General features: G+C 29.6%; 11 protein-coding genes and 1 pseudogene. 10 read left to right on the top strand and 2 right to left on the bottom strand.

Annotation, left to right across the window (positions count from 1 at the left end):
* The first annotated feature begins 46 nt into the window (after positions 1 to 46).
* From NSA58_RS07770 to NSA58_RS07760, 3 genes are all read left to right on the top strand, one after another.
* Complete coding sequence (locus tag NSA58_RS07770; protein ID WP_074079247.1) at positions 47 to 1,231, top strand: M20 metallopeptidase family protein; 1,185 nt, start codon at positions 47 to 49, stop codon at positions 1,229 to 1,231.
* Between the two features lie 17 nt (positions 1,232 to 1,248).
* Positions 1,249 to 1,902 (top strand): helix-turn-helix transcriptional regulator, encoded by a 654-nt coding sequence (locus NSA58_RS07765; protein WP_039681478.1) that lies wholly within the window; start codon positions 1,249 to 1,251, stop codon positions 1,900 to 1,902.
* A gap of 127 nt (positions 1,903 to 2,029) precedes the next feature.
* The gene (locus NSA58_RS07760) at positions 2,030 to 2,740 is read left to right on the top strand and encodes a DUF434 domain-containing protein (RefSeq protein ID WP_074079248.1); all 711 of its coding nucleotides are present in this window, start codon (positions 2,030 to 2,032) and stop codon (positions 2,738 to 2,740) included.
* A gap of 240 nt (positions 2,741 to 2,980) precedes the next feature.
* On the opposite strand, the gene NSA58_RS07755 is transcribed toward NSA58_RS07760, so the two are convergent.
* Together NSA58_RS07755 and NSA58_RS07750 are read right to left on the bottom strand one after the other, a co-directional pair.
* A complete protein-coding gene (locus NSA58_RS07755) occupies positions 2,981 to 3,901 on the bottom strand; it encodes a DUF5692 family protein (RefSeq protein ID WP_257560352.1) in 921 nt (306 codons plus the stop codon).
* Positions 3,902 to 4,149: 248 nt separating this feature from the next.
* Positions 4,150 to 4,752: a TetR/AcrR family transcriptional regulator gene (locus tag NSA58_RS07750; RefSeq protein WP_074079249.1), complete on the bottom strand. Its 603-nt coding sequence runs from the start codon at positions 4,750 to 4,752 to the stop codon at positions 4,150 to 4,152.
* Between the two features lie 243 nt (positions 4,753 to 4,995).
* Between NSA58_RS07750 and hypB the strand changes: the two genes are divergently transcribed.
* The 7 genes and pseudogenes from hypB to NSA58_RS07715 all read left to right on the top strand — a co-directional run.
* Positions 4,996 to 5,664 carry a hydrogenase nickel incorporation protein HypB gene (gene hypB, locus NSA58_RS07745; RefSeq protein ID WP_039679488.1) on the top strand — a complete coding sequence of 223 codons (669 nt, stop codon included), beginning with the start codon at positions 4,996 to 4,998 and terminating at the stop codon, positions 5,662 to 5,664.
* Between the two features lie 26 nt (positions 5,665 to 5,690).
* Complete coding sequence (locus NSA58_RS07740) at positions 5,691 to 8,375, top strand: FAD-dependent oxidoreductase (RefSeq protein WP_039679487.1); 2,685 nt, start codon at positions 5,691 to 5,693, stop codon at positions 8,373 to 8,375.
* 36 nt (positions 8,376 to 8,411) lie between these two features.
* Positions 8,412 to 8,753 (top strand): hydrogenase maturation nickel metallochaperone HypA/HybF, encoded by a 342-nt coding sequence (locus NSA58_RS07735; RefSeq protein WP_039679486.1) that lies wholly within the window; start codon positions 8,412 to 8,414, stop codon positions 8,751 to 8,753.
* Positions 8,754 to 9,036: 283 nt separating this feature from the next.
* Positions 9,037 to 10,545, top strand: coding sequence for a hypothetical protein (locus tag NSA58_RS07730; protein ID WP_074079251.1), 1,509 nt, complete (start codon positions 9,037 to 9,039; stop codon positions 10,543 to 10,545).
* A gap of 157 nt (positions 10,546 to 10,702) precedes the next feature.
* Complete coding sequence (locus tag NSA58_RS07725; protein ID WP_074079252.1) at positions 10,703 to 12,331, top strand: amidohydrolase; 1,629 nt, start codon at positions 10,703 to 10,705, stop codon at positions 12,329 to 12,331.
* 173 nt (positions 12,332 to 12,504) lie between these two features.
* The gene (locus NSA58_RS07720; protein WP_074079253.1) at positions 12,505 to 13,209 is read left to right on the top strand and encodes a LytR/AlgR family response regulator transcription factor; all 705 of its coding nucleotides are present in this window, start codon (positions 12,505 to 12,507) and stop codon (positions 13,207 to 13,209) included.
* A pseudogene (locus tag NSA58_RS07715) lies at positions 13,203 to 13,475 on the top strand (histidine kinase); the annotation flags it as partial. The gene NSA58_RS07720 and the pseudogene NSA58_RS07715, both read left to right, overlap by 7 nt.

Genomic DNA, 13,475 nt, shown 5'->3' with positions numbered 1-13,475 from the left:
TATATAAAATTTTTAATAAAATTTAAATATGCGAAGAGGTAAATTTATGAACAAATTTATGGAACAAGCAGAATCAATTAAAGAACAAATAATTGCTGTAAGAAGAGAAATTCATAGCAATCCAGAAGTTGGAGCCAAGTTACCAAAAACAAAAGCTTTTGTAATAGGTAAGCTAAGAGAAATGGGATATGAACCTGAAGAAATATGTGAAAGTGGCATAGTTGCTACTATAAAAGGAAATAAACCAGGAAAAACTTTCTTATTAAGGGCTGATATGGATGCACTACCAATGGAAGAAGCTACTAATTGTGACTTTAAAGCAACTAATGGAGCTATGCACTCATGTGGACATGATATGCATACAGCAATGCTTTTAGGTGCAGCAAAGTTACTTAAACAAAACCAAGACTTAATAGAAGGTACTGTTAAACTAGTATTCCAACCAGATGAAGAAGGATTTACTGGTGCTAAGAAAATGATAGGAGCTGGAGTACTTAAAAATCCAGATGTTGATGCTGCTATGGCGATGCATGTAAACTCTGGTACACCTTCAAACTTAGTAGTATGTGGTTTAGGTACAAGTATCGGTGGATGTTTTAGATTTAGAATAGTTGTAAAAGGAACTGGATGTCATGGAGCTATGCCTGAAACTGGTGTTGACCCAATAAATATAGCTCACCACATATATTCAGGCCTTCAAACTATACTAGTAAGAGAAATACCAGCTGTTAAGCCAGCAGTCATAACAATAGGTAAATTCGTTGGAGGAGATGCCCCAAACATAATACCAGGTGAAGTTGTTATGGAAGGTACCTTCAGATATCTAGATAAAGAAATGGGAGATTTCGTAATTGGTAGAATGAATGAAATAGTCACTTCTACAGCTAAAATATTTAGGGGTGAAGCAGAACTTATAGAATTATCTTCAGTTCCACCATTAACTAATAACAATGATTTAGCTCATGAAATCACTGGATATATTAAAGATATAGTAGGCGAACAAGCTGTTATGCTGTTTGAATCAGGTGGAATGGGTTCTGAAGACTTCGCTTCTTACTCATATGAAGTCCCAAGTCTTTATATCATATTAGGTGCTGGAGCTAAAAATGAAAATCCAGAATTTGGAGAGCCAATGCATAACCAAAAAGTAGTATTCAACGAGGATATACTACCAACAGGTGCAGCTATACATGCATACAGTGCTATAACTTGGTTAAAAAATAATAAGTAACTTGGAAGTGAAAAATAATGAGATTATTAGATCTTGTATTTTATCTATTGAAAAGTAATTCCAAAGTGACAGTTAAAGAGCTAGCTGAACGCTTTAATGTATCTACGAAAACCATACGAAGGGACTTGGATAAATTATCAGTTTTGGGGATACCTGTATTAATTTATAGAGGTCCAAGTGGTGGAGTAGAAATAGATAAAAACTATATAATTGCAAAACATATATTGAGACGTAGTGATTATGACTCTCTATTGTTAGCACTATATATAGGTGAAAATATAAGTGAAACGATAAGTGAATCTCTTTTAATTGATAAATTTAAATCTGTAGACAGAGAAAGATGTTCTAAACTTTTAAAAAATCTGGAACAAAGATTTGTAATGGATTTATTTGAAGAAAAATTTGATAGTAAAAATATAGTCTGCAAAGAAATTAATAAAGCCATTGATAATAAATCCTTTATAAATATAGAAGTTGGTAGTGAAAATTTAGAAGTTTATCCAATATCTTTTGTTTTAAGAAAAGAAGGTTTATGTTTATATTGTTTAAATGAAGAGTATATGCTTATTTTGATTAATAAAATATCAAGTGTTAGAATAAATAATAAAAGTTATGATAAAAATATTATCAGCTACAATGAAAACAAAGAAAAATTTAAACAAATTTTATAATACACCATTTTTAAAATCCTAAATATAATTCCATAGTGCGCTAGTAGAAATACTAGCGCTTTTTTAATGAAAATATTCAATATTGGTAAAACTATAATTGATAAATTTAAATACTGGAGTGTAAATTATGTGCAAAGTTGTTAGAAGGGGTTATTTTCCTAGTGACCAAAAAGAATTTATTGATAATAATCTAGATAATCTCTATAATGCAGGAAAAGACTTATATTATTTATTGAATCATGGATACAAGATAAAAGGAGCATCAGTATTTGTGGGAAATCATTACTTATTATCCGAAAGGCAAAGACTGGCTTTAACCAGAGGTATTTCTTCTGAGAAAAATATTAAAATTAGAAAAGATAAAGAGGTTAATATAAATATTGAAAATAGCATAGTAAATATTGATGGTTTTAATACTATAATAACTTTGGAAGTAGCTTTATCTAATTCTTTGTTGGTTAAATGCATGGATGGTACATATAGGGATTTAGCAGGACTAAGAGGGACATATGGTATTATAGATAAAACGAAAGATGCAATACTAAATATTGGGTCAGTTTTAGAAAAAAATAAAATTAAAAAGGCAAATTTTTATCTAGACTCTCCTGTATCCAACTCGGGAAATTTAAAGAAAAAGATAGAAGAATTATTAAAAAACTTTTCTTTTGAAGTTGAAGTTTTTAATATAAGCAATGTGGATGCAACATTAGAAAAATTAGAAAATGTTATAAGTAGCGATGCACTAATTTTAGATAAGTGTAAAAGTTGGATTAATTTAAATAAGGAAATAATAGAAAAAAACATGGAAAATAATTTTTATGTTGATTTTAATTTATAATTTATAAGAGGTAAAATGATTGAATTGTTATCAATAAAAAAGAAATAAAAATAATTTGAGTTGCAAAAAGCCACTTATTGTTTATTAAAATAATGTAAAAGCTTTTACGAAACAAGATATTACAAAATCATTTAAAACAATAAGTGGCTTAAATTTTTAATTTCCAACTTTGTTAACGGGCTAAGCCGTTGGAGATATGAAGTTGAGCGCCCACGCGGTGGCTTAAGCGAAGCGAATTTTTTATGATAAGGCTTTTACTTCTTTATAACAATCTAAATCAGAATAAAGCTCATCTTTATATGGATTTTTATTAGTTTTTCTAGCTTTATAAATCATATAAACAAATACTGCTATGTTAGCAAGTAAAGAAATTAAACTTACTATGAATAGAGCAGTTGTATTTTGTGATGCTTTAACTGCAAATTGTGATTGATTAATAAATGATGGTACAGTCATGGCAAACATTACCCAAAATGCAAGAGTATGAGCACGATGTTGCAACCAAGCACCTTTTCCAAATAAGAAAGCACATACAGTTGGAGCAAATAATAAAGCTATACCACAGTACCAAGCATGATCACCTAAACAGTTGTAAGTATATGCAAAGTTCCAAAGATCATAAGCTATTATCCAAAACCAACACATATCTGGCCATAACATATCCTTGCTTTTCTTCTTGCTAATACAAATTCCAAGCCAACCAGTGATTGTGATAATATTTAAAATTCCAGCAATACCATTCATATAATTCCAAGAACCACTAGTTACCATCATTTTTTCAAAAATTTGTGCAGTGTAACCCAAGTTTCCGATTTGGAAATCACGCATTACAGCTTCCATAATGTTAATTGCAAGGATTAAAGGTGGAAAACATAAAACCCACTTGTGATTAGTAGCACCCTTTACATAGCGCATTAGCCAAAATCCCATACATCCAGCTAAAGCTGAGTAAACCTTTGCATAGTGAAACCAAGTTCCAACGCTTGTTCCTTTTGCAGTTTTAGGCCATACGAAAAAAGTTAAAAATAAAGGTAAAACCAAAAAACATAGAAATCCTGCCCATTTCCAGCGACGACTGAATTCATTAAGTAACATAAGTGCTGTAAATACTAATAATAACATTAGCCAGTTGATTATTGGCTGTGCTTCAAATAAAAACATATTCCTATTCCCCCAGTGATTAAGATGATTAAATTTTATAAGTTATAAAATCACTTTAATATTAGCACCACCAAATTATAAAAAACAAGAAAAATATTTGAGTTTAAATATTCTGATAATATTTTAGGTATTGTAAAAATAATGTCAATATATTGAAATATCAACACAAATACCGTTAAAAAATTATCGGAAAAAAATTAGAAAATTTTGTGAAATAAATAAAAAAAGCCGCTTTATTAGCGACTTTATTAATCTGAATTTTTAGATTTGAAATTTGAAAGTATTAAGTTTAAATCAAAAGTAATTCTAGATTTTAGATTATAGCTACCTTGGAAAAGACACCAGTCAAATATAGCTCCCCTAGAAATTCTCATGATTATCAGAGTTAAATCTGCTGAAGATATGGAATTGTCTAATTCTCCAGCATTCAATGCATCTTCAACTATGTCCTTAACCAATAGTGTAATATGACGATCGGGATTAGTAGAGTATTTTCCTTCTAGGGAAATTAAGTGTTTATAAATTTCTCCTACAAATACCCATCCAAGTTCCTCCATCATATCAGCACCTTCACCCATTAAAAATAACAATTTATCAAGATTTGAAGAGAATTCCCTTACTTCAAATCTATCCATCAAAAGAATATCAACTTGTTCATAAGCTATATTAATTATTTCCATTTTTGATTTGAAATGATGATAAAAAGCACCAACTGAAATACCGGCAGCTTCACAAATATCTTGAATTTTAACACTATCAAATCCATTTAATTTAAAAAGTTCAGATGCTATTTTTGTTATCCTAAGTTTAGTAGCAATGGCTTGTTTTTGTCTATCTGTTAGTTTATTCATATGTAATACCTCTTTGTAGTACTGTAAAATTAATAGAATAATTCTATGATTATCTAGTATAGCACAAAATAATCGAGATATATGCCAGTAGAATAATAAAACATAAAAAATAATAAATCTATTAAGTGTTTGTTTACAAAATATGTAAGCCTATGATATATTCTAATTACAGAATTAGATTCGGTGAATTTGATTCTGCATATAAAAACGTTAAAAATATAACGAACGTAATGGGGTGGACTTATGAAAAAATATAAAGTTGTTGAGATAAAAGAAAGCGTTTTCAAAAGTAACGACAAACAAGCAGATTTGCTTAGAGAAGATTTAAAAAAAGAAAAAACTTTTTTATTAAATTTAATGTCTTCTCCAGGTTCAGGCAAAACTACAACTGTTTTAAGAACAATTGAAGCTTTGAAAGATGAAATGAGAATAGGGGTAATGGAAGCAGACATAGATTCAGATGTTGATGCTACAACTGTTTCAAAAACAGGAGCAAAGGTTATACAACTTCATACTGGTGGCATGTGTCATTTAGATGCAGATATGACAAAACAAGGTTTAGTTGAACTTGGAACAGAAGATGTGGATTTTGTTATTTTAGAAAATGTGGGTAATTTAGTATGTCCAGCAGAATTTGATACAGGTTCTACTAAAAATGCAATGATTTTGAGCGTGCCAGAAGGACATGATAAACCATTAAAATACCCATTAATGTTTTCAATAGTTGATGTAGTATTAATCAACAAAATAGATGCAATTGATTATTTTGATTTTGATTTAGATTTGGTAAAAGAATATATTAAAAAATTAAATCCAAACATTAAAGTTATACCGTACTCTGCTAAAACAGGTGAGGGAGTAGAGGAGTGGATTAGTTGGATAAGAGGAGAAATAGCAAACTTTAATAAATAAAATAATTAATCGGGGGGAAGTAAAATATGGCAGTTAAAGAAAAAGTGCTACAATTTGCAAATCAAGTAAGTAGAAATAAGCCAGGATCTAGAGGGTGGTTTGGAGAAAATGATGCAAGATATAGAATATTAGAGCCAGTGGTTACAGATGAAATGGCAGAAGTTTTACTATGTATGAAAATTAGAACAAAGACAACGGCTAAGGAAGTAGCACCTTTGTGTAATAAAAGTGTGGAAAGATGCAGCGAATTACTATTAGAGCTAGCTGATATAGGGGTAGTTTTTGTTAATGAAATAGATGGAGTGGATACTTTCTGGTATGAAACTTGGGTGCCAGGGATTATGGAAATGATGGTAAACCACAAAGAAAACGTGAAAAAATATCCTCAAATAGCAAAAGCTTTCAATGATTATGGTTTAGAAAATGGACCTAACTCTATAGGCGGATTCCCAACAGGTGTGGGACTTATGAGAGTTATACCAATAGAAACTGCCATAGATGGAGAAACAAGAAGAGCATCATATGAAGAAGTATCAAAATACTTAAATGACAATGATATATTTTCAGTATCTAATTGTTCTTGTCGTACTTCTAGAGAAATTATGGGAGAAGGATGCGGCCACTTAAAAGAAGATATGTGTATCCAACTTGGTCACGCAGCTGAGTATTATATAAGGACTGGAAGAGGTCGTGAAATAACTAGAGAAGAAGCTTTTGATATAATAAAAAGAGCTGAAGAAAATGGTTTAATGCATCAAATACCTAATTTAGATGGTTCGGGAAAAACTCATGCAATTTGTAACTGCTGTGGATGTTCATGTTTTGCACTTAGAACAACAACAATGTTTAATAATGCAGATATGAGTCGTTCAAACTATGTATCAAAAGTTGATAAAGATAAATGTGTTGCTTGTGGTGAATGTGTAGTAAACTGCCCAACTAATGCTTTAAAATTGGGACAAAAACTATGTTCTAGTAAGCCAGTAGTTGAAAAAATAGAAATGAAGTCTAATCCTCGAAATACTGAGTGGGGGCCAGAGAAATGGAACCCTGAATATAGAACTAATAGAGAAGATGTTGTAGAAAGTGGAACGAGTCCTTGTAAGACAGCATGTCCAGCTCATATAGCTGTTCAAGGATATATCAAACTTGCTTCACAAGGAAGATACAAAGAAGCTTTAGAGTTAATTAAAAAGGAAAATCCATTCCCAGCAATATGTGGACGTATTTGTCCTAGAAAATGTGAATCTGCTTGTACTAGAGGAGATATAGATTCACCAATAGCAATAGATGAAATAAAGAAATTTATAGCAGAGCAAGATTTAAATGCAGATAATAGGTTTGTACCTAAGAAAAGACATGAATATGGTAAAAAAATTGCCATAGTTGGTGGGGGACCAGCAGGACTTTCTTGTGCATATTACTTAAGCATAGATGGTTACAAAGTAACTGTATTTGAAAAACAAGAAGCACTTGGTGGAATGTTAACACTAGGTATTCCTTCTTTCAGATTGGAAAAAGAGGTAGTTAATGCTGAAATAGAAATACTTAGAGAAATGGGTGTTGAATTCAAAACTGGTGTGGAAGTTGGTAAAGATATAACGCTAGATCAACTAAGAAGTGAAGGATATGAGGCATTTTATATAGCAATAGGTGCTCAAGCAGGTAGAAAATTAGGCATCGAAGGGGAATATGCTAAAGGTGTTATTCCTGGCGTAGAATTTGTTCGTGATGTTAATCTAGGTGAAGATGTTAAATTAAATGGAAATGTTGTAGTAATAGGTGGAGGAAACGTTGCAATAGATGTTGCCAGAAATGCTACAAGAGTAGGCGCAAATACTGTTAATATGTTCTGTTTAGAAAATAGAGAACAAATGCCAGCATTAGAAGAAGAAATAGAAGAAGCATTAGAAGAAAATATAGTAATAAATAACTCTTGGGGTCCAACACGTATATTAAGTTCAAATGGAAGAGTAACAGGAGTAGAATTTAGAAAATGTTTATCTGTATTTGATGAGAGTGGAAAATTCTCACCAAAATTTGATGATAATGATGTAAAAGTTGTAGATGCAGACTATGTTTTAATATCAGTTGGTCAAAGTATAGACTGGGGAACAATATTAGAAGGAAGCAAAGTTGAATTAAATCCTAATAATACAGTTAAAGCTGATGGATTTACTTATCAAACTGATGAGCCAGATATATTTGTTGGAGGAGATTCTTACACTGGGCCAAGATTTGCCATAGATGCCATAGCAGCAGGTAAAGAAGGTGCCATATCTATTCATAGATTTGTTCAACCAGGACAAAGTTTAGTAAATGGCCGTGATAGAAAAGACTATCATGAATTTGATAAAAATGCTTTACAAATAGAAGGATATGACAATACACCAAGACAAAGTGTTAAGCATGATCATGAAAATAAAGATGCTTTTAAAGATGTTCGTCTTACATTTACAGAAGAACAAATGAAAAAAGAAACTGAAAGATGTTTAGGATGTGGAGCTACAGTTGTAAATGAATTTATGTGTGTTGGTTGTGGTCAATGTACTACTAAGTGTAAATTTGACGCCATATCATTAGTTAGAGCTTATGACTGTGAAGGTGTAGAATATGAAAAAGTAAAACCAGTTGTAGTAAAAACTACTATTAAGCGTAAGGGTAGAATAATAGCTAAAAAAGTTAAAGATGTATTTGTAAAAGAAGATTAATTAAGAAAATACATGCAATGAGAGTAGGTGAAGAAATTGCATGAACTAGGAGTAGTAATAGAAGTTGTAAAAACTGTAGAAAATGTTGCAGTGGAAAATAACTTAACTAAGATAGAGAAATTAGTATTGCAAATTGGAGAATTATCTTCCATGATTCCTAAATATATAGAAAGCTGTTATCCAGTAGCAGTAGATAATACCATACTACAAGATACGAAGCTGGAAATAGAAGTTATGCCAGGCAACGGTATGTGTAAAAGTTGCAATAAAGTTTTTAACATAAAAGAATACAATGGAGTATGTCCTTATTGTGATAGCAAAGTTTGGGAATTGTTAAGTGGAAAAGAATTTATAATTAAAGAGATAGTGGCATATTAAAGGAAAAGTAGTTACTAAGTATAAAAAACTTAGTGACTATTTTTTTTACTGAATATGAAAATCGATTCACATTAAAGTGATATATTAGTGTAAAATAGATTTATTGAATGAAAATTCAATAAATCAATGAATTGAACAAAAAGATTCAAAGAATTCAAAGTTCATTCAAAGGGTATAATTTATACTTGAAAAATATAAATATATTTAATTACTACGATTGTGATTAAAAGCATAGTTAATAAGATCATTAATTTATGAAGACATATAATGGAGGTGCAACTAATTGAAGAATATAACATTTGGGTATTTATTAGAGAAATTATTATACTTTTCAAAACAAAAAAAGACAGCATTGGCAAGAGAATTGGGATATGATGTTTCCTATATAAGTAAATGGACCAGTGGAAAAAACTTACCTATTCCTAAAAATATAAATGAGATTTGTGAAATTACATCTACGTTTATAACTAATTCACTTACGGAAGAAACTACTAATGATTTGAAAGAGTATTTTGAAATAGAGAAAAATATAGACATAAGAAAAGATTTAGAGGATTGTTTAGGTGAGCTTTTAAAAGAAGCTTATATTTACACATCACAAAAGAGTATACCTATTCAAAGTAAAGAGGTTTATAGAGAAGAAGATTGTAATGGTATAATTCATGTTAATCCTAAGCTGAGGAAACAGTATTTAGATAGGGACATAGAGAAGTACATAAGCAAGTCAAATACATTAAATTTAATAGTATCTATTAATTTAAACAAAATAGGTCAAAGTGATAAAATAAGTATAGCTGATATTAAGGAATATTTATACAATAAGAGAGAGGATATTGATGCAAAAGCTAAGATTTTAATTGGATTTGATGGAGATAATGAAGACATAGTTTTTAATACTATTATGCTTATTAATATGATATCCATGTATCCAAGTATGAATTTTGAGGTTTACAATTGTGAAGTAGGCTATGGAACTATTATTTCTGTAGTAAAAGATTATGTATTATTTGCTACTAATTTTACAAAAGATAAGTCTTGTTTACTTTCAACTATGTCAAGAGACAAGAGTATTATTGAAGATATGTATTATAGTTTAGAAAGTATATTGAAAAAGCAAGGAAGTCTAATATTTGAGAAAAAGCTATTAATAGATATAATAAAAGAAAAAACTTATACGCAATACTTTATGACTCAAGATTTAAGATGGCTTATTGGTTCCATGAGTGAGATATTTATGCCGCCTGATTTATATATAGAAGTTGCTGAATCTATATTTAAGGATAAAGAAGTTTTAGAAGAATTGAGCAAAATAAATATAGTTTTACAAAATATAACTTATAAGTCTAAAGTCAAAGTCTTAATATATGCATCAGAACTTAAAAGATATATGTCATCAGGTAAAATTAGCTTTTTTAATACTCCTATAGAATTAACTTTTGAGCAAAGGAAACGACATATAAATTATCTTAACAATATAATAATTAACTCAGAGAACATTGAAGTAAAGTTAGTTGATGGAGATTTTATAGAATATTTTAAAGACTATAAAAATCCATCCTTGTATTTATCTAAAAATATAAAATTAATACAAACTGATCATGAAGATAATATTAGTGATTATGCCATAATTAAAGATAAAGAATTTAAAGCTATGTGTGATGAGTTCTATAAAACTATATGGGAAGACGATAGAGATATTATAGTAAGTGATAAAGAAGAAATACTAGAAATCTTAAATAAGGAACTAACTTATGCTTCTATTATAAATGAAGAGTTTTCTAATAAAATATAAGTTATGTTATTAAGTGAACAAGCATTGAATAATAATGTTGAATTTGTTGAATGAAGTATCAGAATTAGAAAATATCATATTGACGATAAATTTTAGGTGCATTAATCTCTTAGTTGAGCAATATAAAATTTTCAGAGAAGACAATAGGAGAATTAAGATGACTAAAAAAATTTATTTTAATGGGAACATAATAACTGTAGATAAGAAAGAATCTGTAGTTGAAGCTATGTTAGTAGAAAATGGTCAAATAAAAGCTGTAGGAACTAAAGAAGAAGTTCTTGGTTTAGCAGATGATAAGACAACAAATGTTGATTTAGAAGGAAAAACAATACTTCCAGGATTTATTGATCCTCATGGTCATATAGTTGCAATGTCTCAAGTTTTATTAATAGCTTCTTTAGGACAAGTTTCATCTAAGGAAGAATTATTAGCATCATTAAAACATTATAAAGAAACTACAGATATACCAGAAGGACAATGGATAATAGGATTTGGGTATGATAACTCTAAATTCCCTGATAAAGAACATCCAACTAAATTTGATTTAGACGAAGTATCAACTGATATTCCAGTTATGATATCTCATGCATCAGGACATATAGCTGTAATGAATTCATTAGCTTTAGATATGTATGGATATGGTGGAACTGATTATGAAGTACCAGAAGGTGGAGTGGTAAGAACTGTAGAAGGTTCTAGAGAAGCAAATGGTATTTTAGAAGAAAACGCTATAATGGATCCTGAGAAAAAGAAAATTTGTCCAGCTCCAACATTCCAACAAGTTTTAGATGCTATAGTTAAAGCACAAAATTTATATGCATCATTAGGTGTAACTACGACTCAAGATGCATCTGTTGATGAAGGTAATCATTACAATGAAATGTTAATGGCTTGTGTTCAAGGTGGAAAAAATATAATAGATATAGTAGGTCTTGCTACTCAATTCTCAACATTTAACATGATGAAAAATGAAGGAACACCTAAAAGAGAATACGTAGGTCACTACAAATTAGCTGGAGCTAAGACATGGTTAGATGGTTCGCCACAAGGAAAGACTGCTTGGTTAAGTCAGCCTTATCATGTGGTTCCAGAAGGTGAAGCAGCTGATTATAGTGGATATGGAACACAAACTGACGAAGTAGTAAGAGAATACTTTGTTAAATGCATAAATAATAATTTACAAGTTCACGTTCATACAAATGGAGACTTAGCTTGTGAACAATTCTTAAGATGTTACAAAGAAGCAATGGATATAACAGGTCATGGAGCTGAGTTAAGACCAGTTATGGTTCACTGTCAAGCTTTAAGAATAGATCAATTAGACAGAGTTAAAGAGGTTGGAGCTATACCAACATTCTTTAATGATCATGTAAGATTCTGGGGAGATTATCACTATGAATCAGTATTTGGTCCTGAAAGAGCTCAAAATATATCTCCTATAGGATCAGCTTTAGAAAAAGGTATATTATTTACTCTACATCAAGATCCACCAGTAAAAATTCCAAATCAAATATTAGGAATACACAATGCGGTTAATAGAAAAACTGAGTCAGGAAGAGTACTGGGAGAACACCAAAGAATATCAGTTATGGAAGCTATAAAAGCTGTAACTATAAATGGTGCTTATCAATATTTTGAAGAAGATACAAAAGGTTCTATAGAAGTAGGCAAATTAGCTGACTTCGTTATAGTTGATAAAAATCCATTGGCTATAGCATCAGAAGAACTAGAGACTATAAAAGTATTAGAAACTGTAAAAGAAGGTAATACAATATTTAAAGCTTAGTAAATTATATATTCGATAATAAAAAACCTCATCAATTTTTGATGAGGTTTTTTTACATACTTAAATTGAGTATTGATAAAAATAAATTAAAAGTGTTATCCTAAGGTATCGGATATATATAATTAAAGATCTTAAAAAGTGTAAAACATGAAATATAACATAAGGAGGAGTTTATGATTAGGATAGCAATTTGTGATGATGAAAAAGAGATACAGCTACTAATAGAAGAGTATCTTCATAATATATTAAAAATAGAATATGAAATAGAAAAATATAGCTCAGGAGAAGAATTGCTGCAAGCTAATTTTAAAGATATAGATATATTACTTCTTGATATACAAATGGGTAAATTAAATGGAATGGATACAGCGAGAAAAATAAGAGAAGTAGATAATAAAATGGAAATAATCTTTCTAACATCTCTAATAGATTATGTACAAGAGGGGTATGAGGTAAGGGCTTATAGATATTTGTTGAAACCTATAGAATTAGAAGAATTAAACAAACATTTATCAGCTTGCATTAATGAAATTGAAAAAAATAAAAATCACTATATTTTAATAAAGAATAAGTCTAATACTTATAAGATTTACTCAAATGAAATAACATATATAGAAGTTCAAAAAAAGGAAATGATAATACATACAATAAATAAGGATTTTGATGTAAGGTATAGTCTAGAAAAAATTGAAAAGGACTTAAATTTAGACAAGTTTGTAAGGTGTCATAAAAGCTTTTTAGTTAATTTAACTTATGTGGAAAATATAAAATTAAACACAGCCATATTAGATAGTGGAGAAGAGATACCTGTTAGCAGATATAGATATAAAGAAGTTAAAGAAAAGTTTTTAAGATTTATTGGTGATGAGATATGTTAAATATTATGTCTGAGTTATTATTAATTTTATCTATATTTACGCCTTTTATCATATTGAATGGTATATTAACTTATAGAAAAGAAAATAGTCATAAGAGTAAAATGATATTTTATATTTTTTTGTTATTAATTTATATTATAGCAAAACTAACTAGGTTATTTCATATGGAAGAAGTCTATGCTTACAATATGATTACTGTTTTAGTGATTGTTTTGTGGGCAATTTACTATAATTATTTTTATAAGATTGGATACGCTAAATATGGA

Origin of the sequence: Terrisporobacter muris (assembly GCF_024621905.1) — a bacterium.
GTDB classification, from domain to species: domain Bacteria; phylum Bacillota; class Clostridia; order Peptostreptococcales; family Peptostreptococcaceae; genus Terrisporobacter; species Terrisporobacter muris.
The sequence above is the reverse complement of the archived record's forward strand: the minus strand, read 5'-3'. Positions and strand labels throughout refer to the sequence as shown.

Coding starts and splice junctions, on each gene's coding strand:
- NSA58_RS07770 (WP_074079247.1), top strand. CDS start 47: ATGAACAAATTTATGGAACAAGCAGAATCAATTAAAGAACAAATAATT.
- NSA58_RS07765 (WP_039681478.1), top strand. CDS start 1,249: ATGAGATTATTAGATCTTGTATTTTATCTATTGAAAAGTAATTCCAAA.
- NSA58_RS07760 (WP_074079248.1), top strand. CDS start 2,030: ATGTGCAAAGTTGTTAGAAGGGGTTATTTTCCTAGTGACCAAAAAGAA.
- NSA58_RS07755 (WP_257560352.1), bottom strand. CDS start 3,901: ATGTTTTTATTTGAAGCACAGCCAATAATCAACTGGCTAATGTTATTA.
- NSA58_RS07750 (WP_074079249.1), bottom strand. CDS start 4,752: ATGAATAAACTAACAGATAGACAAAAACAAGCCATTGCTACTAAACTT.
- hypB (WP_039679488.1), top strand. CDS start 4,996: ATGAAAAAATATAAAGTTGTTGAGATAAAAGAAAGCGTTTTCAAAAGT.
- NSA58_RS07740 (WP_039679487.1), top strand. CDS start 5,691: ATGGCAGTTAAAGAAAAAGTGCTACAATTTGCAAATCAAGTAAGTAGA.
- NSA58_RS07725 (WP_074079252.1), top strand. CDS start 10,703: ATGACTAAAAAAATTTATTTTAATGGGAACATAATAACTGTAGATAAG.
- NSA58_RS07720 (WP_074079253.1), top strand. CDS start 12,505: ATGATTAGGATAGCAATTTGTGATGATGAAAAAGAGATACAGCTACTA.